23 protein-coding genes and 1 riboswitch are annotated in these 22840 nt (G+C 48.5%); of the genes, 21 read left to right on the top strand and 2 right to left on the bottom strand.

The window, feature by feature from the left end; all coding sequences use genetic code 11:
• Nucleotides 1-78 precede the first annotated feature (78 nt).
• From rsmG to ribH, 18 genes are all read left to right on the top strand, one after another.
• Complete coding sequence (rsmG, locus tag AC2JF8_RS05680) at nucleotides 79-801, top strand: 16S rRNA (guanine(527)-N(7))-methyltransferase RsmG (RefSeq protein WP_500761898.1); 723 nt, start codon at nucleotides 79-81, stop codon at nucleotides 799-801.
• Between the two features lie 15 nt (nucleotides 802-816).
• Entirely contained in the window at nucleotides 817-1665 is an 849-nt protein-coding gene (gene noc / locus AC2JF8_RS05675) for a nucleoid occlusion protein (protein WP_500761897.1), read from the top strand.
• Between the two features lie 15 nt (nucleotides 1666-1680).
• On the top strand, nucleotides 1681-2460 hold the full coding sequence (locus AC2JF8_RS05670; RefSeq protein ID WP_500762228.1) for a ParA family protein: 780 nt from the start codon (nucleotides 1681-1683) through the stop codon (nucleotides 2458-2460).
• Nucleotides 2438-3325 carry a ParB/RepB/Spo0J family partition protein gene (locus AC2JF8_RS05665; RefSeq protein WP_500761894.1) on the top strand — a complete coding sequence of 296 codons (888 nt, stop codon included), beginning with the start codon at nucleotides 2438-2440 and terminating at the stop codon, nucleotides 3323-3325. The genes AC2JF8_RS05670 and AC2JF8_RS05665 overlap by 23 nt, the downstream gene beginning before the upstream one ends.
• Nucleotides 3318-3581 carry a DUF951 domain-containing protein gene (locus AC2JF8_RS05660; protein ID WP_500761892.1) on the top strand — a complete coding sequence of 88 codons (264 nt, stop codon included), beginning with the start codon at nucleotides 3318-3320 and terminating at the stop codon, nucleotides 3579-3581. The genes AC2JF8_RS05665 and AC2JF8_RS05660 overlap by 8 nt, the downstream gene beginning before the upstream one ends.
• Before the next feature lie 39 nt (nucleotides 3582-3620).
• The gene (gene ychF / locus AC2JF8_RS05655) at nucleotides 3621-4721 is read left to right on the top strand and encodes a redox-regulated ATPase YchF (protein WP_500761890.1); all 1101 of its coding nucleotides are present in this window, start codon (nucleotides 3621-3623) and stop codon (nucleotides 4719-4721) included.
• 6 nt (nucleotides 4722-4727) lie between these two features.
• Complete coding sequence (locus tag AC2JF8_RS05650; RefSeq protein ID WP_500761888.1) at nucleotides 4728-5513, top strand: DUF1129 family protein; 786 nt, start codon at nucleotides 4728-4730, stop codon at nucleotides 5511-5513.
• 144 nt (nucleotides 5514-5657) lie between these two features.
• Nucleotides 5658-7382: an ABC transporter ATP-binding protein gene (locus AC2JF8_RS05645; protein WP_500762226.1), complete on the top strand. Its 1725-nt coding sequence runs from the start codon at nucleotides 5658-5660 to the stop codon at nucleotides 7380-7382.
• A complete protein-coding gene (locus AC2JF8_RS05640; RefSeq protein WP_500761886.1) occupies nucleotides 7383-9254 on the top strand; it encodes an ABC transporter ATP-binding protein in 1872 nt (623 codons plus the stop codon).
• 231 nt (nucleotides 9255-9485) lie between these two features.
• A complete protein-coding gene (gene croR / locus AC2JF8_RS05635) occupies nucleotides 9486-10172 on the top strand; it encodes a response regulator transcription factor CroR (RefSeq protein ID WP_500761884.1) in 687 nt (228 codons plus the stop codon).
• A 1-nt stretch (nucleotide 10173) separates the two neighbouring features.
• The gene (locus tag AC2JF8_RS05630; protein ID WP_500761882.1) at nucleotides 10174-11328 is read left to right on the top strand and encodes a sensor histidine kinase; all 1155 of its coding nucleotides are present in this window, start codon (nucleotides 10174-10176) and stop codon (nucleotides 11326-11328) included.
• A 43-nt stretch (nucleotides 11329-11371) separates the two neighbouring features.
• Complete coding sequence (locus AC2JF8_RS05625; protein WP_500761880.1) at nucleotides 11372-12943, top strand: UDP-N-acetylmuramoyl-L-alanyl-D-glutamate--2,6-diaminopimelate ligase; 1572 nt, start codon at nucleotides 11372-11374, stop codon at nucleotides 12941-12943.
• Nucleotides 12944-12964: 21 nt separating this feature from the next.
• Complete coding sequence (locus AC2JF8_RS05620; RefSeq protein ID WP_500761878.1) at nucleotides 12965-13711, top strand: aspartate/glutamate racemase family protein; 747 nt, start codon at nucleotides 12965-12967, stop codon at nucleotides 13709-13711.
• A gap of 214 nt (nucleotides 13712-13925) precedes the next feature.
• Entirely contained in the window at nucleotides 13926-14126 is a 201-nt protein-coding gene (locus AC2JF8_RS05615) for a hypothetical protein (protein WP_500761877.1), read from the top strand.
• 149 nt (nucleotides 14127-14275) lie between these two features.
• Nucleotides 14276-14410, top strand: a riboswitch (FMN riboswitch).
• A 112-nt stretch (nucleotides 14411-14522) separates the two neighbouring features.
• On the top strand, nucleotides 14523-15578 hold the full coding sequence (ribD, locus tag AC2JF8_RS05610) for a bifunctional diaminohydroxyphosphoribosylaminopyrimidine deaminase/5-amino-6-(5-phosphoribosylamino)uracil reductase RibD (protein WP_500761875.1): 1056 nt from the start codon (nucleotides 14523-14525) through the stop codon (nucleotides 15576-15578).
• The gene (locus AC2JF8_RS05605; RefSeq protein ID WP_500761873.1) at nucleotides 15579-16184 is read left to right on the top strand and encodes a riboflavin synthase; all 606 of its coding nucleotides are present in this window, start codon (nucleotides 15579-15581) and stop codon (nucleotides 16182-16184) included. It begins immediately after the preceding gene.
• A gap of 12 nt (nucleotides 16185-16196) precedes the next feature.
• Nucleotides 16197-17423 (top strand): GTP cyclohydrolase II, encoded by a 1227-nt coding sequence (ribA, locus tag AC2JF8_RS05600; protein WP_500761871.1) that lies wholly within the window; start codon nucleotides 16197-16199, stop codon nucleotides 17421-17423.
• Between the two features lies 1 nt (nucleotide 17424).
• Complete coding sequence (gene ribH, locus AC2JF8_RS05595; protein WP_500761869.1) at nucleotides 17425-17898, top strand: 6,7-dimethyl-8-ribityllumazine synthase; 474 nt, start codon at nucleotides 17425-17427, stop codon at nucleotides 17896-17898.
• A 144-nt stretch (nucleotides 17899-18042) separates the two neighbouring features.
• On the opposite strand, the gene AC2JF8_RS05590 is transcribed toward ribH, so the two are convergent.
• Together AC2JF8_RS05590 and AC2JF8_RS05585 are read right to left on the bottom strand one after the other, a co-directional pair.
• Entirely contained in the window at nucleotides 18043-18393 is a 351-nt protein-coding gene (locus AC2JF8_RS05590; protein ID WP_500761867.1) for a rhodanese-like domain-containing protein, read from the bottom strand.
• Nucleotides 18386-18919, bottom strand: coding sequence for a MarR family winged helix-turn-helix transcriptional regulator (locus tag AC2JF8_RS05585; RefSeq protein ID WP_500761865.1), 534 nt, complete (start codon nucleotides 18917-18919; stop codon nucleotides 18386-18388). The genes AC2JF8_RS05590 and AC2JF8_RS05585 overlap by 8 nt, the downstream gene beginning before the upstream one ends.
• Before the next feature lie 236 nt (nucleotides 18920-19155).
• Between AC2JF8_RS05585 and AC2JF8_RS05580 the strand changes: the two genes are divergently transcribed.
• The 3 genes from AC2JF8_RS05580 to AC2JF8_RS05570 all read left to right on the top strand — a co-directional run bounded on the left by AC2JF8_RS05580 (nucleotide 19156) and on the right by AC2JF8_RS05570 (nucleotide 22828).
• Nucleotides 19156-19869, top strand: coding sequence for a coenzyme F420-0:L-glutamate ligase (locus AC2JF8_RS05580; protein ID WP_500761863.1), 714 nt, complete (start codon nucleotides 19156-19158; stop codon nucleotides 19867-19869).
• Nucleotides 19870-20586: 717 nt separating this feature from the next.
• Nucleotides 20587-22539: a BglG family transcription antiterminator gene (locus AC2JF8_RS05575; RefSeq protein ID WP_500761861.1), complete on the top strand. Its 1953-nt coding sequence runs from the start codon at nucleotides 20587-20589 to the stop codon at nucleotides 22537-22539.
• Nucleotides 22532-22828, top strand: coding sequence for a PTS sugar transporter subunit IIB (locus tag AC2JF8_RS05570; RefSeq protein ID WP_500761859.1), 297 nt, complete (start codon nucleotides 22532-22534; stop codon nucleotides 22826-22828). Before AC2JF8_RS05575 ends, AC2JF8_RS05570 begins: the two co-directional genes overlap by 8 nt.
• Nucleotides 22829-22840: the final 12 nt, after the last annotated feature.

The raw sequence follows: 22840 nt of genomic DNA, 5'->3' as shown, positions 1-22840 counted from the left end.
AGAAGATGTAGTGGCTTTACAATAAGCCCTTTTTAGCGTTAAATTAAAGGGTGTGAAACAAGGTTTCACGGGTGAAAAATGAATCCTGAACAATTTGTCCAAGAATTATCAAAGCGTAATTTTAAATTAACTGACCAGCAAGTCAACCAGTTTAACCAATACTTTACCAGTCTGCTTGCGGCCAATAAGCACGTCAACCTCACGCGGATAACCGCAAGGGACGATGTTTACCTCAAGCACTTCTTCGACAGCATCACGCCCCTGTTTGTTTTCGGGACGGTCTTTATGCAGGGTAGCAGCCTCTGTGATGTGGGTGCCGGTGCCGGCTTTCCTTCAATCCCGCTCAAGATTCTGCGTCCCGACCTTGAGGTGACAATCGTCGATTCGCTGGGCAAGCGTCTGCATTTTTTGCAGGAATTGGTTGATGAATTAGGGTTAGACGGCATTGAACTCGTTCACGGTCGGGCCGAAGACGTGGGCCAGAACCAGACCTACCGTGAGCACTTTGACCTTGTGACGGCGCGGGCAGTGGCCAACATGGCGGTTCTGAGCGAATATTGCCTGCCGCTGGTCACGCCGGGCGGCTACTTCGTGGCGCTCAAGGGGCCGAAGGCCGAAAGCGAGTTAGCGGCTGGCCAAAAGGCGGTTAAAATTTTGGGCGGCAAGGTTCTTCAGCTGGAAGAGCTGCAATTGCCACATAGTGATGAAGAGCGGACGCTGATTCTTGTGCAGAAGACACAGGCAACACCCAAGAAATATCCGCGGCAGGCGGGAACGCCGCACCGTAAACCAATTCAGTAAACAGGGGGACGCGATATGTCATTATTTTCTTCTTTACGGCATCATGATGAAATTCCTAAGGATAAGCAAATTCAGGATATTGAACTGACCAAAATCAAACCCAATTCCTACCAGCCGCGGCGTGCATTTTCCGATGAATCGATTCGTGAATTAGCCTCAACGCTTGATAAGGACGGGCTCCTGCAGCCGATTGTTGTGCGCGAGCAGGGCCCAAACTATGAAATCATTGCTGGCGAACGCCGCCTCCGGGCCGCCCAGCTTTTGGCCTGGGACAAGATTCCCGCAATTGTCAACAATATGGATGACCAGCAGGCCGCTTCTTTGGCCCTGATTGAGAACCTGCAGCGCGAAAACCTCAATCCGATTGATGAGGCCCAGGCCTACAGCAACTTAATGAAGCTAAACAACCTGACTCAAACTGCACTGGCCAAAGATATCGGCAAGTCCCAGTCATACGTGGCAAACAAATTGCGCCTTTTGAAATTGACGCCGAAGGTGCAGAATTACCTGGCAAGCGGCGAGATTTCACCGCGCCACGGGCGTTGTCTTGTTGGCTTGAGTGAAAAGGACCAGGGGCGCGTTTTAGATGAAATCCTGGCCCAAAATTTAAACGTTAATGACACCGAAAAAATCGTTAAGGACGTCGAGGGCTATTTTACCCGCAAGAAGGAAAAGGCGGCGCAAAAGGAAAAGGCGGAAAGCACTAAACGTGTTGTCAACCGCATCCCCAAGGACCTTAAGGTGCAGATCAATACGATCAAGCACGCCGTTAAGCTGGCCGAGGAATCGGGCATCAAGGTCAAGGTCAAGGAAAACAACAGTTCCGATGACTACATGATTACAATTGAACTAAAGAGAAAGTAGGCAGGCATGGAAAATATGGTGAGTGTAATTTCGGTTGCTAACCAAAAGGGCGGCGTCGGCAAAACAACGACGACCATCAATTTGGCTGCTTCAATCGCTGAACGCGGCTACCGCGTTTTAATCGTCGATATTGACCCCCAGGGGAACGCGACCTCAGGGTTAGGCATTGAAAAGGCGGAAATAAATCAGGACATCTACAGTGTTTTGATTAATGATGTCCCACTTAAAGACACCATCTTCCATACTTCGACCAATAGGTTGGACCTAGTACCAGCAACAATTAATTTGTCCGGTGCCGAAACCGAATTGATCAGCATGATGGCGCGTGAAACCCGCCTGAAGTCGGCAATCGATACGGTTAGTGGCGATTACGACTTTATCTTTATCGACTGTCCGCCGTCGCTAGGGCAATTGTCAATCAACGCCTTCACGGCCTCCGATTCGATCCTGATTCCGGTACAGAGCGAGTACTACGCCATGGAGGGTCTGAGTCAGCTGCTCAACACCATCCGCTTGGTTCAAAAGCACTTTAACAAGGACCTGGGCGTTGAGGGGGTCCTGATGACGATGCTGGACGCACGGACGAATCTGGGTGCAGAAGTAGTCAAGGAGGTGCGCTCCTATTTCGCGGGTAAGGTCTATAAGACGGTTATCCCGCGCATCACCAAGCTCGCCGAGGCACCGAGCTACGGTGAGACGATTATCGAATACGCGCCCAACTCACGCGGTGCGGACGTTTATGATGATTTGGCCAAGGAGGTACTGAAGAATCATGGCAAGAGACTCAAAAAGTAAAGAGACCAAAAAAAGAGGCGGTCTGGGTCGGGGCATCGAGGCCTTGTTTGAGGATGAGCCCCAGGTAGAAGAAGCCGAAGAAGAGATTCTCGACCTGGACCTGGACGACATCAGACCGAACCCCTACCAGCCACGGAAGAACTTTGACGACAAGGCGCTTAGGGAACTATCCGCTTCAATCAAGGAAAACGGCGTCTTTCAACCTATTATTGTCCGCAAGTCGGTTAACGGCTATGAGATCATCGCGGGCGAGCGGCGCTACCGGGCATCGAAGATGGCCAAAAAAACGACCATTCCGGCAATTGTCCGTGATTTTAGTGAAAGCGAAATGATGGAAGTGGCCGTCCTGGAAAACCTGCAAAGAGAGGACCTGACGCCCTTAGAAGAAGCACAGGCCTATGAAATGCTCCAGAAAAATCTGGGGCTGACGCAGGAGGAGGTTTCCAAGCGGATGGGCAAGTCGCGCCCGTACATTGCCAACTACCTGCGTCTGCTTACATTGCCGACGAGGACCAAGCACTTGCTCCAGCACGGCGAGCTTTCGATGGGGCAGGCGCGGACGCTTCTGGGTCTGAAGAACAAGGAAAAGATCGACGAGGTGGCCAAGCAGGTGGTCAAGGAAGGGATGCCCGTGCGCAAGGTCGAGGCCCTGGTGGCCAGCCTCAATTCCAAGAAGCCGCGCAAGAAGACCGTTGCCAAGTCGCCGTTTATTCGTGCAAGCGAACACCAGCTGGCTAACAAATTGGGCTCCAGCGTTAATATTTCCGAAAGCAAAAAGGGCAACGGCCGCCTGTCGATTGGTTTTTCGTCCGTCGCTGAACTGAACCGGATACTTGAAATACTGGGTGTTGATCTCGATGAATAAGGACATTTCTTACAATCTGGCCGACACCGTCCTGATGAAAAAGCCGCATGCGTGCAAGGTCAATGACTGGGAAGTTTTGCGGCTGGGCGCCGATATTCGGCTCAAGTGCATGGGCTGCGGCCGCATCGTGATGATGCCGCGGGCCAAGTTTACGCATAATTTGAAGAAAATTTTGACCAAGGCCAATGATCCGGTCAACGGCAAGAATGAACTGTACGTTTCGCAAGACGACATTGCACGGCCGGGCCTTAACTGAGAGTAACAAGTAATTTTTAATGAAAAGAAGAGGATAAAGATGTCACTAACTGCCGGGATTGTCGGCTTGCCTAACGTCGGTAAGTCAACTTTATTTAATGCAATTACCAAAGCGGGCGCCGAAATGGCCAACTACCCGTTCGCAACGATTGAGCCCAACGTCGGCATGGTCGAGGTTCCAGACAAGCGGCTGAGCCGGATACAGGAACTTATTCCTGCCAAGAAGATTGTGCACACGACGTTTGAGTTCACCGATATTGCTGGGTTGGTCAAGGGCGCTTCCAAGGGCGAGGGCCTGGGCAACAAGTTCCTGGAGAACATCCGCCAGACCGACGCAATCATCCACGTGGTCCGCGCCTTTGATGACGACAACATCACTTCTGTAACCGGCAAGGTCGATCCCGAAGAGGATATTAATACCATCAATCTGGAACTGACCATCGCCGACCTTGACGCCGTAAACCGCCGCATTAGCAAGGTGAAGAAGATTGCCCAGCAAAACGACAAGGAAGCCAAGGCCGAGTTCAACGTTCTGCAGAAGATCAAGCCGGTCCTGGAAGAAGGGCAGGCTGTGCGTACCATCGGCTTTAACGAGGACGAGCTAAAGATCGTCAAGGGACTCTTTCTGCTGACGGCGAAGCCGGTTATTTACGTGGCCAATATTGCCGAAGCGACGATGGCTGACCCGGAAAAAGACCACTATTACCAGATTGTCAAAAAGCATGCTGACGGTGAAAATGCGGGCTGCCTGGGCATTTCGGCCGCTACGGAAGAGGAAATTGCCGGCCTCGATGACGATGAAAAAGCAGAGTTTTTAGAGGCCGAAGGGGTAACAGAATCTGGCCTTGACCGGTTGATTAGGGCGGCCTACCATATCCTGGGGCTGCGGACCTTCTTTACTGCAGGCGGTCCGGAGACGCGTGCGTGGACCTTTCATGAGGGAATGAAGGCGCCCCAAGTCGCGGGCGTCATTCACTCCGACTTTGAACGGGGCTTTATCCGGGCGGAAGTTGTTTCGTTTGCCGATCTTGATAAGTATGAAACCATGCAGAAGGTCAAGGAAGCCGGCAGACTGCGCCTTGAGGGCAAGGACTACGAAGTTCAAGACGGCGACGTTATTGAATTTAGATTTAACGTTTAGGACAAGATGATGACTGAAAAGAAAAACGAACAAGAAGCAAAAATTGATACCAGCAAGCAGGAAAAGCTGAAAGAAAAGGTTGAAAACCAGAACCAGGAGGATGAGATCAGGCAGACAGCGCCACGTCAACTCCGCGAGCAGTTGACCAATAAGAATTCGGATTATGTTTTTCGCTTGCAAAAAGAATTGGAATTCCAGGGCAAGATGAGCGCAGAAGAAGCGGATAGTCGCATCGATGCGCTTTTGCCCGACTTGGTAGTGGCACAGCGCCGCGGTCAACCGGCCAGCACTCTCTACAACATGTCACCGAAACTAAAAGCCGCCGACATGCTGAAGCCGAAGAAAAGGACGGCCGCGGACATTCCGTTTTGGCAGTACGTGGTTGATAGCGTGTTGTTGTATATTGCGATTTTTGTCGGTATTTTTGGCATCGTCGGGATGTTCTCGCCGAGCTCCAAGGACAACCCGCAGATGGGGATTACGACCTTGATTATCGTGGGCGTGGTCATGGGCGTTTTCATGACCAAGTACAACGAGTGGGTCTTGCCGGCCGCGGGCAAGAATAAGAAGATTCCGTGGTCTAAACTGATTCTCGGCATGGCCGCAATGATGGTGATCTTGCTTGCCTGCTTTTGGATCGTGTCGATTCCCGCCCTGCGGGTCGTCAACCCCGTATTGCCCGGCCTGTATAATATTATTATCGCCGCAATTGCGTATGGCGCACGCTGGGTTTTTCGCCGGCACTACCAAATTATTGGGTCGGTTTTCACGCCCGTGCCCAGAAACAAATGATGTGCTTTTTGTCAAGAAAAGCGTTATACTAAAATGACTATATATTATAAAGGATAAATAGATTTATCAAAATTTATTTATCCTTTTTAATTCGTTGCACGTAGTAAAATGAACAACATTTTATTAATTAGAAAGAGGTACTTAATGGTTAACACGCTGCGCAAATCCATCAGGCAATACAAGAATTTGTCCCTGCTATCTCCCTTGTTAGTTACTGGCGAAGTTATCATTGAAATGCTGATCCCTTATTTGGTCGGTATTTTAATTGACAACGGCATTATGAAAGGGAGCATGCCCTACATTTTAAAGTGGGGGCTAATCCTGCTGGTAATAACAATCGTTTCCCTGGTTTTGGGTGCAGCTGCCAGCTACGTATCCGCCCATGCTGCGGCCGGTTTTGCGGCTAATCTGCGTAAGGACATGTTCTACCGCGTGCAGGACTATTCGTTTGAAAACATTGACAAGTTTTCCAGTGCCAGCCTGGTCACGCGGATGACTACTGACGTTTCTAACGTGCAGCTGGCCTACCAAATTTTGATTCGAATTGCGGTTAGGGCACCGATGATGTTAGTGGTCTCAGTGATTATGTCAATTATCATTAGCCCGCGCCTGTCCTTGATTTTTGTCGTCATCGCACCAATTTTTGTTTTGCTCATGGCGGTAATCCTCAAGAGTGCCAGCCCTTATTTCCCCAAAATCTTTAAGGGCTATGACCGCATGAACCAAGTGGTTCGTGAAAACATCCGGGGCATCCGCGAGGTTAAGACCTACGTCCAAGAGGATCCGCAGACTAACAAGTTTAAAAAGTCTTCCAGCTTTATTTACAAGCTGTTTTCCACCGCACAAAAGATCATGTCGCTCAATGCGATGGTCGTGATGGCGGTCCTCAATATTTCCAACCTGGCCATTTGCTGGTTCGGTGCGAAGGAAATTGTCGGCGGCAGCCTGCAGACCGGTCAGCTGATTTCCATGTTTTCGTACTCGAACTCAGTCTTAAACAGCTTGAACATTCTGGCAATGATTTTCACTCAACTGGTTATTTCGACTGCCAGTGGTCGTCGGATTGCTGACGTGATCAATGAAAAGCCGTCAATTGTGAATCCCCGCAAGCCGCTGACGCACGTGACCAACGGCGAGGTGATTTTTGACCACGTTAACTTCAAGTACGATCCGGCCGATAAAAACTTGGCACTGGACAATATTAATTTGACCATTAAGCCCGGTGAAACGGTTGGTGTCATCGGACGCACGGGCTCGTCCAAGTCCACCCTGGTTGCGATGATCCCGCGGCTGTATGACACGGAATCTGGTGCCGTCCGCGTTTCTGGACATAACGTTAAATCGTATGACCTAAAGGTACTGCGCGACAACGTGGCGGTAGTGCTCCAAAACAACGTGCTGTTTTCTGGGACCATTAAGGAAAACCTCAAGTGGGGTAATGAAAATGCAAGCGATGAACAAGTGATTGCAGCGGCCAAGGTTGCCCATGCCGACGACTTTATCAGGGAGATGCCCGACCAGTATAACACCATGGTTGAGCAGGGCGGAACCAACGTATCCGGCGGCCAGAAGCAGCGAATTACGATTGCCCGGGCCCTGCTGAAGAACCCGAAGATTTTGATTTTGGATGATTCCACCTCCGCGGTTGACACCCAGACCGAACGTCAGATTCGTGAGGCGCTTGCCAAGAACATGCCTGATACGACTAAGATCATTATTTCGCAGCGTATCGTTTCCATTAAGGATGCCGACCGCATTCTCGTAATGGACGAGGGCAAGATTCAGGATATTGGTACCCATGACGAGTTGATGAAGCGCAATGACTTGTATAGTTCGATTGCCAAGTTCCAAGAAGAGCAGAAGAAGTAGGTGAAAGATTTGGATAAAGCAGTAGAAAATAAAAATGCACAAGTGAAGGGCCACCGCGCTACTATCCTGTCCCGGCTGCTTAAGCTGATTGCGACTACGAGCCCGTGGATGCTACTTACTTCTATGGTCGCAATTGTGCTGACGGCGGCTGCGACCGTTGCAGGCTCGCTATTTATCGAGCGGTTGATTAACGATTACATTATCCCGTTGACCAAGCAGGCCCGGCCTGACTTTGGCCCCCTGTGGCATGCAATTGTCGTCATGTTTGGGCTTTATGCTATTGGGTTCATTTCGAACTACCTGTTCTCAATGCTGATGGCGGTCTTAGCCCAAAAGGTTCAATACCGGGTGCGCAACGAAATGTTCGAGCACATGGAAAGATTGCCGATTGGCTACTTCGATGAAAATGACTACGGCGACATCATGAGCCGCTACACCAACGATATCGATACGTTAATGCAGATGATCTCGCAGTCCATTCCGCAGTTCTTGAACTCGATGCTGAACGTGATTTTTGCATTAGCCGCAATGTTCAGTCTCAGCTGGCAGCTAACGATTATTACGTTGATCATCTTTGCACTGTCGATTGGCGTTGTCCGTTTCCTAACGACGCGGTCATCGCATTACTTCCAGCTGCAGCAAAAGGAACTGGGGCAGGTTAACGGCTATAATGAGGAAATGCTTAGTGGCCTGAAGGTCATTAAGGTGTTTAGCCATGAACCGGAAGTCGAAAAGGACTTTGAGGTTTACAACAAGGCCCTCGAAGATGCAGCGGGCAAGGCCAACACTTACGCCACTATCTTGTTTCCCATCATGGGCAACATCGGCAACTTGCTCTACGTTATAATTGCTGTTTTGGGTGGGGCCGTGGCCATCAATCACTTGGCTCCGTTATCGCTGGGGGTAATCGGCGCATTCTTGCAATTGTCGAAGCAATTCACGATGCCCATCGCCCAGATTTCTCAGCAGCTAAATTCAATCGTGATGGCATTGGCCGGTGCGCAGCGAATTTTTGACCTGCAGGACCAAAAGGTCGAGGTTGATGATGGCGATGTGACAATTTCCAAGGATGAAAACGTTAAGGGCACGTGGCACTGGAACGTGCCCCAAGCGGATGGCACCGTGAAGAAAATCACGGTCAAGGGCCACATTGTCTTCGACCACGTGAACTTTGGCTATTCCGAGGACAAGCAGATTCTGTATGACATTTCGATTGATGCTAAACCGGGCATGAAGGTGGCACTGGTCGGAGAAACGGGTGCCGGCAAGACGACTATTTCTAACATGATCAACCGGTTCTATGAGATCAATTCCGGGACGATCACCTACGATGGCATTCCCATCAAGCGGATTAAAAAAGACGACCTGCGGCGGTCGCTGTCAATTGTGTTACAGGATACGCACATGTTCACGGGGACGGTTATGGACAACATTCGCTTTGGCAACATGGAAGCCAGCGATGACGACGTCTACCAGGCCGCCCACCTCTCCCACGCTGATGAGTTTATTCACCACTTGGATGAGGGCTATAAGACCGTTATTGACGGCAACGGCGGCGACTTGTCGCAGGGCCAGATGCAGCTGCTCAGCATCGCGCGGGCAATGATTGCCGACGAACCCGTCATGATTTTGGATGAGGCTACGTCCAGCATCGACACGCAGACGGAAAAATTGGTCCAGGCGGGCATGGACAACCTCCTTGCCGGGCGAACAAGTTTTGTTATTGCTCACCGCCTGTCCACCATTGTCAACTCGGACTTGATCCTGGTCCTTGACCACGGTCATATCATTGAGGCCGGCAACCATGACCAGCTTCTGAAGAAGAAGGGCTACTACTATGAGTTGTATACGGGTAAGAAAGAAATTGAATAATTAAGAAAATATTCCTGGTGTCGCAATGGGCGTCAGGAATATTTTTATCTTCCAATTCTGCCTGACCTGGAGCTGCAGCGGGCCGCTTTTTTAATAAAAAGATAAAGATCTGCCTGAATATTAGGTGATTAAGCTAAAATTGACTAAAATATTAGGCGCAAACTCTGCTACACTATAAATAGCATAATATAATCGCAGATGAGTAATGAATAAAGAGAAGGAATTAACCCGATGAAAATTTTAGTTGTTGATGATGACAAGGAAATTGTTGAATTATTGAGCATCTACCTTAAAAATGAGGGCTACACTCCGGTTGCTGCATACAGCGGCAAGGAAGCAATCACTAAGCTGACGACGACGCCCAACATTGCTTTGATGATTCTGGACGTGATGATGCCGAACATGAGCGGGATCGACGTCATCAAAGAAGTGCGCAAGGATTCGGATATTCCGATTATTATTGTTTCGGCTAAGACGGGTGACATGGACAAGATCAAGGGCCTGATTACCGGTGCTGATGATTACGTCTCGAAGCCGTTTAATCCGCTCGAGGTAATGGCACGCGTGCGTTCGCTACTCCGGCGCAGCCAGAAACAGGTCAAGGACGATGAGCCTGATGTGCTGGAGGTGGGACCGCTGATCATCAACCGTGATTCGCATGTGGTTAAGACGATTGATGGCAAGGATATCCAGCTGACCGCGCTTGAATTTGGCATTCTTTACCTGCTCGCCAGCCACCCGAATCGCGTTTTCTCTGCTGATGAAATTTTTGAACGAGTTTGGCAGCAGGAATCAATTATTTCGGCCAAGACGGTCATGGTGCACGTCTCCCACCTGCGTGACAAGATCCAGAAGGCGACGGGCGGCGAGGATGTTATCCAGACCGTCTGGGGCGTCGGCTACAAGGTAGAGGCCTAGAATGAAAAAAGAACGCGTCAGGCTGACGGCAGCGGAGAAGAGTGAGCTGTTTGCGGAAGGCGTGATCACGGTCGTCCTCTTGCTTTTGCTCAACCTGTCGCTTGTCATTCTGATCAACCTAACGATCCTGCAGAACAAAAATCTGGTCAACGGCATCTACTTTTTGAAGAAGACCATTACGTTTGCTGGGGGCCGCCACCTGTGGTCGTGGCAGAACACTTTTTTGATCATGATGGGCTTTGGCGATCTGCTGGTGCTCTACTGGCGCCTGATGCGGCGCTACCACCAGATGCAGCTGCGGCACGTTATTTCCGAACTGCACTACATTGCCCAGGGTCACTTCGACCACAAGATTTCCTTTAAGGTGAAGACCGACCTGCAAAAGGTAATCGATTCGATTAATTCGCTCGTGGGCAGCACCGTCAATGCAATCAACGAGGAGAAGGCAATCGAAAAGTCCAAGGATGAGCTCATAAGCAACGTCTCCCATGACATTCGCACGCCGCTGACCTCAATCATCGGTTATTTGGGGCTGCTAAAGTCGGGTGTAGCCAAACCGGAAGATCAGCTGCGCTACCTCAACATTGCCTACATGAAGGCCGAGCAGATGAAGTCTTTGGCCCACGACCTGCTTGAATACACCACGCTGAAGTCGACCGATACCACGCTGAATCCGACCAGCCTACATATTTTTTCGATGCTGGAACAGGTGGCGGCGGGCTTTGAATTTGAGGCGGAAGAAAAGGGCATTGTTTTCAACGTTGAATCCAGGCCCAAGAGCCTGGTCATCAAGGCCGATCCGGAGAAGCTGGTCCGGGTTTATAACAACCTGATCACTAACGCGCTTAAGTACGGCACGGGTGCGACGCAGATCAACCTGGTTGCCAACCTGGTGAACAACAACGAGGTGGAGTTGCGGGTAGAAAATGACGGTGAGCCAATTCCGGCCGCTTCGCTGAAGAAGATTTTTGAACGTTTCTACCGGGTTGAGTCTTCGCGCAACACCAAGACTGGTGGAACGGGGCTGGGATTGTCGATCACCAAGAGCATCGTTGACCTGCACAACGGAACGATTCGCTGTGAGTCTAATCCTAAAAAGACGAGTTTTATCATTTCCCTGCCCCTTGACCCCAAGAATGCGAAAACTCCGGCCTAGCTGTGGTATAATTTTGACTGAGATAAAGATAGAGGGGTATAACATGAGTATTTCCTTAAATACCTGTATTTTAATTTTGAAAGAGCACCACTTGCTTAAATCGAGTGCGGTTCAAGACACGGTTATGACCAGGATGGAGTATGTTTCGTATGATTCGCGCGATATTGCGACCAACACCCTGTTTTTCTGCAAGGGTGTCGGCTTCAGGCCGACTTACCTGTCGATGGCCAAGGACAACGGGGCCAACTGCTACGTGGCTGAACAGCCTTACCCGGAAGGTAAGGGCATGCACGCGCTGATCGTGCGCGATGTCTCCAAGGCGATGGCCCTATTGTCGGCCGCCTTTTTCCGCTTTCCCCAGGATGACCTGTTCGTTATCGGGATAACGGGCACGAAGGGCAAAACCACGACGGCCTACTTCTTGAAGGGAATGCTGGACCAATTGAACGGGGGCCGGACGGCGCTGCTTTCATCGGTCAACAACGTGGTTGGTCGTGCACCCGAAGACACCTTCAAGTCCAGCCTGACGACGCCCGAGTCGCTGGACCTGTTCCGCGACATGCGCAACGCGGTGGACAACGGCATGACCCACCTGGTAATGGAAGTTTCAAGCCAGGCGTACAAAAAGAACCGGGTATTTGGTTTGACCTATGATCTAGGTTTCTTCCTTAATATCACGCCCGACCACATCGGCCCGAACGAACACCCCAACTTTGCTGATTATTTACATTGCAAATTGCAGCTGCTGGTCAATGCCCGCAAGTGCATTATTAATGCCCAAACCGATCACTTCAGTGAGGTTTATGCTGCGGCCACGACGACAACCGCGCCGGACAGCATCTACCTGTTTGCCGAGGATAAATTTGCCGCGCCGGACCTAAAGGAAACGATCGATTTCCGCTATTCATCATTGGAAAACGACATGGCCAGGACACGCTTTCAGCTGCTGTGCGTGAGCGAAAAGGCCAAGAAACTGCAAATTTCCGGGGACTACCAGCTGAAAATGCTGGGCGACTTCAACGAGTCAAACGGCGCTGCGGCCGTGATCGGTGCCGGATTGGCCGGCATGGAGCACGATGCGGCCGCCACGGGGATGGGCATGGTCACCGTACCCGGCAGGATGCAGACTGCGGTCACGAAGGACCACGGGCTTGTTGTGGTGGATTACGCCCATAACGAGGCCTCGATGATGGCACTCATGAGCTTCATGCAGCGTGAATTTGATAACCCGAAGATCATCGTCGTTGTTGGTGCGCCCGGGGACAAGGGCGTCTCCCGGCGTTCTGGGTTCAGCAGCAGCCTGAACGCTTACGCTGCAAAGGCCTTCTTGACGACCGATGACCCGGGCTTTGAGGATCCGGCCAAGATTGCCCAGGAAATCGATGCGGGGATCGACCACTCCAAGGTCGACGTGACGATTGAATTAGACCGCGTCAAGGCAATCCGTGAAGCCATTGGCATGGCCACCGCTGGTGACGTTGTTCTGATTTGTGGCAAGGGCGAGGATGGTTTTCAGAAGATTCGCGGGGTCGACACGCCATATGCTTCGGACATCACCGTGGCCCAGCAGACAATTAACGAACTGGAAGATCAAGACGAGCACTTTAACAGTTAGCAGAACGAGAAAAGCGGGAAAATGAAGAATTTCTTTAGTATCATTGGCGGCATGGGCACCATTGCAACCGAGAGCTACGTGCACCTGCTCAACCACCGGATAAAAATCACTAAGGATCAGGATTACCTGAACTATATTTTGGTAAACGACGCGCAGATTCCCGACCGCACGGCCTACATCAAGGACCACACGCAGCCCAACTTCTTTAACGACCTGCGCGCGGATGTTTTGCAGCAGGCGCAGTTGGGGCCGGATTTCTTTGTGATGCCCTGCAACACGGCCCACTACTTTTACGATGACCTGGTCAAGCTGACCACCATTCCCTTTTTGCACATGATGCGAATCGCTGTGCATAAATTTGTGGAAGATTATCCCCACGAGCAGAAGATTGGCCTGATTGCAACCGAAGGGTCGATTTACGACCACCTGTACGCGAATGAAATTGCGCGGGCGGGGCGCACCGTGGAACTGGGCGGTCCCGAGATTCAGCCGCTGGTCACCGAGCTCATTTACGGGCAGATTAAGGAGAGGGGCGTTGTTGATGCGGACCTCTACCACCGTATTCTGCGCTTAATGCACGACCGCTATGGCTGCAACGTCATTTTGCTGGGATGTACGGAACTGTCGCTGGCCCAGGAAAAGGCGCCCGACCACCCCTACAACATAATTGATCCGCAGCTGATCATTGCGGACGTGGCAATTGAATTGGAACTGGCGATTCGCGCGGGTGCAGATCCGCAAAGAGCAATTCAAAAATACTTATACTGATAAAGTGAAAAAGACCAGGAGCTTGGCAAAAAAGCGACTGGTCTTTTGCTTTGCGCTGGTATGGTGGGGGCGCTTGGAGCCGCTCAGAATAATTGCCATACGCAAAAGCAGAAAAAATTCCCCCACGGTATTGACAAGTTTTTTAAAATATAATACTGTATTAGTTAAATAGTACAGAATAAAACTGATAGATTACTAATGGGAGGGTAAAATTATGCTTTATCTTGTATACACACTTATCGGACTTGTAATTATCCTATTGACCAACCTGGCTGTTACCGCCTGCCTGGCCCTGAATGATGTTCATAGCCACCACGTCGAAGGAAACGAGAACCTGCCCTTCGGCAATGCATTCAAAAAATACTTCGGGAAGAACAACAACATTCCGCTGCACCTATCGGACTGGAAGTTTTGACCGGCTAAAGGATAAGCTAGCTGAAAAGCAAATGCTGCGCCGGCAAATAGCACCGCTTTAGCTTGACGTGATCGTAAGGCGTGAATGCTTTTCGTGAATTTCCTATTGACGGCCGGTGCAATCTATACTATCCTATATGTAATTGAATACGGTTTCTTCGGGGCAGGGTGCAATTCCCTACCGACGGTGACAACGCGTGCGTTGAAGTCCGTGACCCGCATTACGCGGTGGAACTAGTGCAAGTCTAGTACCGACAGTTAAAGTCTGGATGGGAGAAGAACAAGTAACAACTGATATTTGACTCGCGTCGTTATTGATACTTCGCTGAAATCTTATTTGGTTAACAAAATAGAGCCCCGTTGATTAAGTTCAACGGGGTTTTTCTATGCATAGGAAGTGGAAAATTTGCAGGATAAGGATTATATGCGGATGGCCGCAGACGAAGCGGTAAAAGCCCGGGGCATGACCTGGACCAACCCCGTGGTCGGTGCGGTGATCGTCAAAAACGGTCAGGTCTTGGCAACAGGCTACCACCACCAGTACGGGCGTGAACACGCGGAAGTCAACGCGCTGATGCACCTCAAGCGGCCTGAGGATGCACGCGGAGCGACGCTTTACGTGACGCTGGAGCCGTGCAGCCACTATGGCAAACAGCCGCCGTGCTGCAAGAAGGTGAAGGAGGCCGGCATCAAGCGCGTGGTCATTGGTCAGGTGGATCCGCACGAAGTTGTGGGCGGCAAGGGCATTAAGTACCTTAATGAGCACGGTGTGGAAACCTCGGTCATCGGGGGCACAGAGCACCTCAATGAGGCGTATAACTTTTACTACCGCCAGCACAGGCCGCTAGTCACGCTTAAATACGCAATGTCGCTTGACGGCAAGCTCAACGAAGCCGGAACGCGGCGCACCCTGCTGACGGGCGAAGCGGCCCAGGATGACGTGCAAAAATTGCGCCTGCGTCATCAGGCCATCCTGGTGGGGGCCAACACGCTGCGGATAGATGATCCGCTTCTGACGGTTAGGATCAAGAGCCTGCCCCAGCCGCCAATCAGAATTGTGCTGACGCGCGACGCCAACCGACTTGATTTTACAAAGAAAATATTTACGTCACGAGGCCCAGTGTGGCTGCTCAGCGCGACGGAACTGGCGGCAAGGCACGCAGATAATATTCGCTGCTTTACCGCCGCTGAGTGGACGCCCGCTAAAATAGCAGCGCTGTTGGCAGAGCATGACCTGCAGTCGCTTTTAGTTGAGGGCGGCAGCAACGTGCAGGCCCAGTTTATCGCAGCAAGGTTGGCTGATGAAGTAGTGGCTTACATTGCGCCGCAGCTTTTGGGCGGTACGGCGCTGCCCGTGGCTCTGGGCCAGGCACTGCCCGAACGGCTGCATTACCGGCTGCAGGACGTGCAGACACTGGGACAGGATGTGCGCATTTGCGCAAGGAGAGAATAAATGTTTACAGGAATTATTCAAACAACGGGCAAAATTACGCGCCTGGATGTGAACGAAGAGCACGCCCGGCTAGGAATCAGTGCACCCAAGCTGGTGCAAGAGAGCTTGCCGCTCGGGGCCAGCATCGCGGTTAACGGCATCTGTCTGACCGTCACTGACTGGCAGGAAAGCGCATTTACGGTGGACGTGATGCCGGAAACGATGAGGCGGACAAACCTGGGCAAGCTGGCGCCGGGCAGTCTGATCAACTTGGAACCAGCGCTTTCGTTAAACGGCAAGCTGGACGGGCACATTGTCGCCGGCCACGTCGATACGACGGCGGAATTAATCGACCGGGTCGAAAATGAGAATGCGGTGGAACTGCGCTTCAGGGTGCCGCACAAGTACGATCCCTATATTGTTGAAAAGGGTTCGATTGCGATTGACGGCATCAGCCTGACGGTGACCATGGCGGCTCGTGACGAATTTGGGGTCAGCCTGATTCCCTATACAATTGCGAATACGACGCTGGCCCATTACCAACTGCATGACCTGGTCAACATTGAGGTGGACATGATTGGACGCTATGCAGTTAAGCAGATTCAGGCATGGAAAAAGGAATTTTAACGGAGAAAAAGAATGAAAGATCAATTAAATGAAAAAATGACCAAAATTTTGGACCACATGCGCGCAGGCGGACTGGTAATCGTGGCGGATTCACCCCAGCGTGAGTCTGAGGGCGATATGATTGGACTGGCGGAAAAGGTGACGCCGGAGGCGGTCAACATGATGATCTCTAAGGCCCGTGGCCTGCTCTGCGTACCGATGAGCAAGGAATACGCTGACCGCATGCAGCTGGCGCCAATCGAAACGGGCTCAAACGACACGTTTGGCACGGCGTTTACCCTGAGCGTGGATTCGACCGAGACCACTACGGGTATTTCGGCGTATGACCGGGCCAAGACGATCAAGAAGCTGGCCGATCCGTCCAGCACGTGGGACAACTTTTACCATCCCGGCCACGTCTTTCCGCTGGTCGCTAAAGAGGGTGGCGTCTTGGAACGCACGGGTCACACCGAAGCGGCCCTTGACCTGGCCCGCCTGGCTGGTGTAGCCCCTGTTGGCTTTATCTGCGAATGCATCAAAAAGGACGGCACGATGGCCCGGCGCAAGGACCTTAAGGCCCTGGCCGAGGGGCTCAACATCCCGTACCTAACCATTGAAGAGCTGATTGAATACCGCAAGCGCCAGGAGAACAAGGACCTTGCCCTTGAATCGTTTGCCCGGGTTGATTTTCCCACCAAGTACGGCCACTTTACCCTGGAAGGCTTCCGCGACCGGAAACACCCGGAGAAAGAACCAACTCTGCTCATTAGCAAGGGCAAGGTCAAGACGGATGAACCGCTCCTGCTCCGCTTGCACAGCGAGTGCTTGACCGGGGACGTTTTTAGTTCTAAGCGTTGTGACTGCGGTGCCCAGCTGGCCGAGGCACTGACCAAGATTGAGGCCAATGGGTCCGGCGCGGTCTTATACCTGCGCCAGGAAGGCCGTGGCATTGGTCTGGAAAACAAGTTGCGCGCCTACCAGCTGCAAGATGAGGGGATGAACACGGTCGAGGCCAACCAGCACCTGGGACTGCCCGTTGATGCGCGTCGCTACAACATCGCCGCCGAAGTTTTACGGCAAAAAGGCGTGCGTGAAGTTGAATTGATGACCAACAACCCGGACAAGGTAGAGCAGCTTGAAGGCTTTGGCATCAAGGTGATCAAGCGCTTGCCAGTTGAGGTCGGGCTGACGGAAGAAAACAAGAAGTACCTGACGACCAAGAAGCACGTCATGAATCATATCTTAAACGAGGTGGACTAAGATGAAAGAAATTAGCGGAAATATTGTTGCGGGCCAGAACAAGAAAATCGGCATTGTCTGCGCCCAGTTTAACGGTGTCGTGACCGACCGTTTGCTGGCGGGGGCAATAGCCCAGCTGCAAAAGTCGGGCGTTGCAGACGACAACATCGTCGTTGTTCACGTGCCCGGCGCGTTTGAGGTTGCACGCACGGCCAACTGCCTGGCCAACAGCGGCAAGGTTGACGGCGTGATTGCCCTGGGTGCCGTGATTCGCGGCGAAACGGCCCACTTTACCTATGTGTGCGAGGGGACGACGGCCCAAATTGCCGCGGCTTCGGCTAACGGCCCGGTTCCCGTGATGTTCGGGGTGCTTATGACCGATACGGTGGCGCAGGCCACCGACCGCGCCGGTGGCAAGTCGGGCAACAAGGGTGCCGAGTGTGCCACCGATGTCTTAGAAGTATTGAGCATTGAAGAACAGATCGACCAGCTGTAAAAAGCACTAGTGCATCTGGCTGGTACCTCGTGCCATTGGTACCAATCCTAAATAACAGGCCATTTCCTAACACTTGGAAATGGCCTGTTTTTAGTTGGTCTTTAATTTTTTGATTTGCTTCGCCGGGGAGTCTGACGGAAAGCCCTAATAAGCTTTTTCGAGTGGCAGATTCATTCCCTGCCAACCTTCAAAGTCCCCTGCGAGTTCGTAAGCATTGAACCCAGCATCTAAAAGCTGCATAAGTGCTGTCTTTGCTAGAATTGTGCCCGAATTCCAGTCGTAGACGACATAAGTTTTATCGTGATCGAACGTATTTAAGTGCGAGGCAATATCCTTTGCGGGGCAGGGAATTGCCCCTTTGATTTGCATCTTTTTCACTTCACTTGGTGCGTTGCGCACATCTAAAATCACGTATTTGTTATTTTGATCGTTTATTAGCTCTGTATGACTGATGAATAAGCTCAGATAAGTTTCTAAAAATTCTTTTTTATCCAATTTTTTTCTCCCATTGCTCCAATTTGTCTTTTCCAATTGTTAATTTTTGGAGCAAATTGAAAAGCTCTTTTTCTTCTTTTGACGATAACGGTGACATTATTTCTTTTACAGCTTGGTAATTGTAGGGCAAAAAAGATTGCAGAACGTTTATGCCCCTGGCGGTCAAATTGACGTATGATGCACGCTTGTCTTTAGTTGAAGCAGACTTGGCCACCAGCCCCTGATCGATCATTTTAGCGGTTAATTTGCTAACAGTTGCCCGCGTAGAATTCGTTTTAGCCGCTATTTCCGAGGGCAGCAGGCAATGGTGGGGTTCATGATACAGATACATCAAGATGACAAAGCGGGCCTCACTCAAACCAAATGTTTTAAATAAAGTGTCATAAGACCGCTCAATCTCCCGGTAAGTCCGTTGAAATTCCAGGTACAGCTGAACGGTACGAGGATCAATGGCGATATTAGTGCTTTTGATCACTTCTAAAATATTTTCGTGATCAGGTCTGTCCCAAAAATCAAAATTGCTCAAGTTTCTTCTCTATTCTCCTTCCCGTTTCAATTTAGTTAGCCGGCTAATTAAATTAAGAATACCATGGTTATTTGTTTTGTCAATAATGATTTTTAGTAAAAAAAGGTTGGGAAGGTGAAAATGCTCAATAGTTGTGCAAAATCTCTTCACGCAATATGGAGTATTTGGGGAATTGCTTTTATAATTTAGCTAGCAAGTTTTTTTGAAAGATGTAAAGTCTGGTTGGGAGCAAATAAATGATTAAAATTGATGGCCTGCACAATGTTCCGCAAATTACGGGACCATGCGATCTGCCGCAGCTGCTTGTAAATACTATTAGAAAAGAAAAATTTCCCGTTGCAGACGGGGATATTCTTTGCGTAGCCTCAAAGATTTGTTCCATTGCGGAGGGAAATGTGCTTAATCTCGATCGTGTAACACCGTCCCCTTTGGCACAAAAAATCCACGCGCAAATTCCACGCAAGGATGCCGGGCTGATCCAGGTGATAATCGATCAAACGGGGGCTCCGGACGGCAGCGCACTTGAAGTAGCGGGCGATTACATTGGTGCCTGGCTGCCGAGCGGTTTGTTTTTGACCAGTGGCGGGGTTGACAAGGGCGGGAGCAGTACCGCAATTACCCTGCCGCACGATTGCGACCAGAGTGCACGCAGAATTAGTGCTGCCGTGCTGGCTGAATTGGGCGTGCGCACCAGCGTCATCATTACCGACAGCGATGGCCGGGTTGACAAAAAGGGTGTCACGCAAGTTGCGGTCGGCTTTTATGGCCTCAGCGGCCTGCGGGTAAATGAGGAGGCGCACACGTCTGAGACGCTCTGCGACTTGCTGGCTGCTAGTGCTGGCCTTGTAATGGGCCAGCGCGGCGTCAACATTCCACTAGTTTGCATTCACGGCCTGGACTATGCCAAGTCCCCTGATTCCGGGATCAGGGATGTGGTGAATGGGGGATGATAGAAGATTAATTAGATAGTTTGGTTGATGAAGGTAAAATTTTTGACAAGAAAAAAATCAATCTTTATTTAAGTGAAGCAACCTATAGTGAGTTTGAGCTAACTGAAATTTTTAGTATAAGCCCTGATTCTAAGCAACTACTGATGAATTTATATGCAGTCTAATCTTTTTTATATAAAATTCATCAGAGGTGTGGTAGGTCAGAATCTTGTGCGGCAGGTTATTGCACAATTCCGCAATGCCAAAGATTTGCTCTAGATTCCAGTTCTTAATGGTCTGTCCTAACTGTGCATGATTTGAATCAAGATGCGGTCAGTTAAAGCAAGCTGTTGACCTTTGTGTGACTAGATATGGTAGAATCAAGTGAGTTCATTGGAAACTTCTTTCTAAAATTGCTGTGTAATTACATTCTATTAAAGAAGCCCACTGGACTTTTTGATTTTCTAAAACAAGGAACTATTCAACTTCATTTTACAATTTACCAAAATTTAATAGCTATCAAATAAAGCAATTATAAATTACAAAACTATTGATGTAGATTAATTGCCAAAATACTAAGTTAGGAGAGAATCCAAGAAGGTTTCTCTCCTTTTTTCGATTGAGAAAATTTATATTTGGGTTGTAGAGTACAGAATTGGCTAATGCAATGGACATAATGCTGGAAACGTTTTCCTGCTTTAGATCTTATAATTATTTACGGGGGGAGATGCCAAGTAAATGTTGACTGAAGCTGAAAAAGAAATCATAAATTTTTTACTTACTACCAACTCTTTTGTTACGGCGAAAGAAATTGCTAATCAACTTCTGCTTTCGACGAAGACAGTTTATCGTGCTATTAAACATCTTAATGCTGGTATGCCATCTGGCGATTTAATTATTAGTAAGAAAGGAAGGGGAATGAAAATTAATTATGATAATTATCTCAAAGAAGTGCATAAACAGCGCTATATTGGCAGTCAGTCACCCCAAAATCGTTGGCAATCGATTATAATACAATTATTGATTTCTGCCCCTCGAGCTTTACGAATTGATACATTATTTAATCAATATTATTTGAGCAAGACGATTGTTAATGAAGATTTAAAATCAATTCGAAATTTTTTGAATTCATATTCGCTTATTCTCAAAAGAAAGGATTATCGAGTAAGAGTTAATGGAACGGAAGTAAATATTCGTCGTGCTCTTCAAGACCTACTGGTTAAACAAAATTTTCCGGATTTTTCTTTGTCTATAAGTCATGGAATTGACTCTTTTCTAATCAATTTTTGCTTAAAACAACTGGATTTTATCAATACAAGACTCAAGAGTGAAATTACTTACCCATATAATGTAAATATAATATCGCATTTGTATATCTTGCTTACTAGATATCAAAAAAATGCACCTAATCATCCAATTTTAACTAAGCTCACAGCTGATGACAAATTGATAATTAAGCAAAATAAACGATTATATTCGATTGCAAGCCAAGTTGTTAAACATGTTGAAGGATTTTTAAGCACTAAATTGGAGTCAAATGAAGTATATTTTTTTCTTCAATATCTTTTATCATCACGTTTAAATGTTATGGACAAAATTGAAAACGTGGGATTTCAAAATCACATAGTGCAAGAAGTAACTGATTTTTACCTTGAAAACGTCGTCGCTGAATTAAAAATCGAAAAAATTGATCAAGGATTCAAAAAAGATCTTCAAAATCACATACGGCCAATGATTAATCGTCTTTATAATAAAATCAATTTAAATAATGTGCTCTTGCCAGAGATAAAGAGAGAATATTTTCAGTTGTTTCATGCGATTGAGAAAGTTTCTAATAAAGTTGCTAACAAGTACAATTTACCAGCAATTTCTGCTGATGAAAGTGGATTTATTACTCTCTATTTTGCCCGTTACCTAGAGCAAAATCGTAAGTATGTTCGAGTCTTAGTGGTTTGTACTACCGGTGTTGCAACGTCTCAATTAATTAAAGCTAAGATTCAGGCTTACTTTAATAATATTGTTGTAGTTGGTGATGCTTCTATCAGTACCCTTCATCAGCAAATTATCAAGAATGCACCAATTGATTTGATTGTTTCAACGATTTCTTTAAGTAAAACTTTTGAGATACCAATCGTTGTAGTTGGCGCATTGCTTAACCAGCAAGATAAGAAAAGAATTGAAAATACTATAGCTCATAATTATTTTAATAAAGGAAGTGAAAAAATGTTAAGTGAAGTTACTAATGAGTCTTTAATCAGACTTAATATTGAAGCTACCAACTGGCAGGATGCGATTATCAAAAGTGCAGAGCCCTTAATTCAACATGGTTATGCTACTAAAGAGTATGTGAGAGGAATGATTAAAACTACTGAGGAAGCCGGTCCGTATATCGTCATTAGTAAAGGAGTGGCTCTACCCCACGCCCGACCAGAACAGGGAGCTAAAAAAATTGGTATTACAGTAGCAACTCTAAAAAATCCGATTAATTTTGGGAATCACAGTAATGATCCAGTTAAATTTGTTTTTGCATTATGTGCAATTGATAATAAATCACATTTAAAAGCAATGTCAGAATTAGTAAATTTTATTAGCGATCAAAAATTTCTAGTGCAATTGGGTCAAGCAGTTAATCAAGCTGAAGTTTATTCATTAATTAAAGAATTTGAATCGAGGTATAAAGAAAATGAGTAAGAAATTTTCTATTTTAGTCGCTTGTCGCACTGGGATGGGCTCTTCCATGATGTTAAAGATTAAAGTTAATCAAGTAGTCAAGGAAAATAATTTTCCGTTTGAAGTTTCACACGATGTGATTGATTCTGCAAAGGGAATCGATCCAGATTTATTAATTACCATGGAAGATTTAGTACCTGATGTGAAAGGTGAAGTCCGTCAAGCCATTGGAATTAAAGACTTAACCGATAAAGAAGAAATCAAAATGAAGCTGCAAAGTTTTTTAGACCAACAAGACCTGACATCTTGATTTTGTAAAGGA

The organism is Lactobacillus sp. CA30L, assembly GCF_059900845.1.
The sequence above is the reverse complement of the archived record's forward strand: the minus strand, read 5'-3'. Positions and strand labels throughout refer to the sequence as shown.

Coding starts and splice junctions, on each gene's coding strand:
- ychF (WP_500761890.1), top strand. CDS start 3,621: ATGTCACTAACTGCCGGGATTGTCGGCTTGCCTAACGTCGGTAAGTCA.
- AC2JF8_RS05665 (WP_500761894.1), top strand. CDS start 2,438: ATGGCAAGAGACTCAAAAAGTAAAGAGACCAAAAAAAGAGGCGGTCTG.
- ribA (WP_500761871.1), top strand. CDS start 16,197: ATGAAAGATCAATTAAATGAAAAAATGACCAAAATTTTGGACCACATG.
- AC2JF8_RS05650 (WP_500761888.1), top strand. CDS start 4,728: ATGATGACTGAAAAGAAAAACGAACAAGAAGCAAAAATTGATACCAGC.
- AC2JF8_RS05615 (WP_500761877.1), top strand. CDS start 13,926: ATGCTTTATCTTGTATACACACTTATCGGACTTGTAATTATCCTATTG.
- AC2JF8_RS05645 (WP_500762226.1), top strand. CDS start 5,658: ATGGTTAACACGCTGCGCAAATCCATCAGGCAATACAAGAATTTGTCC.
- AC2JF8_RS05580 (WP_500761863.1), top strand. CDS start 19,156: ATGATTAAAATTGATGGCCTGCACAATGTTCCGCAAATTACGGGACCA.
- AC2JF8_RS05575 (WP_500761861.1), top strand. CDS start 20,587: ATGTTGACTGAAGCTGAAAAAGAAATCATAAATTTTTTACTTACTACC.
- noc (WP_500761897.1), top strand. CDS start 817: ATGTCATTATTTTCTTCTTTACGGCATCATGATGAAATTCCTAAGGAT.
- AC2JF8_RS05625 (WP_500761880.1), top strand. CDS start 11,372: ATGAGTATTTCCTTAAATACCTGTATTTTAATTTTGAAAGAGCACCAC.
- AC2JF8_RS05605 (WP_500761873.1), top strand. CDS start 15,579: ATGTTTACAGGAATTATTCAAACAACGGGCAAAATTACGCGCCTGGAT.
- ribH (WP_500761869.1), top strand. CDS start 17,425: ATGAAAGAAATTAGCGGAAATATTGTTGCGGGCCAGAACAAGAAAATC.
- AC2JF8_RS05570 (WP_500761859.1), top strand. CDS start 22,532: ATGAGTAAGAAATTTTCTATTTTAGTCGCTTGTCGCACTGGGATGGGC.
- AC2JF8_RS05660 (WP_500761892.1), top strand. CDS start 3,318: ATGAATAAGGACATTTCTTACAATCTGGCCGACACCGTCCTGATGAAA.
- AC2JF8_RS05620 (WP_500761878.1), top strand. CDS start 12,965: ATGAAGAATTTCTTTAGTATCATTGGCGGCATGGGCACCATTGCAACC.
- croR (WP_500761884.1), top strand. CDS start 9,486: ATGAAAATTTTAGTTGTTGATGATGACAAGGAAATTGTTGAATTATTG.
- AC2JF8_RS05670 (WP_500762228.1), top strand. CDS start 1,681: ATGGTGAGTGTAATTTCGGTTGCTAACCAAAAGGGCGGCGTCGGCAAA.
- AC2JF8_RS05630 (WP_500761882.1), top strand. CDS start 10,174: ATGAAAAAAGAACGCGTCAGGCTGACGGCAGCGGAGAAGAGTGAGCTG.
- rsmG (WP_500761898.1), top strand. CDS start 79: ATGAATCCTGAACAATTTGTCCAAGAATTATCAAAGCGTAATTTTAAA.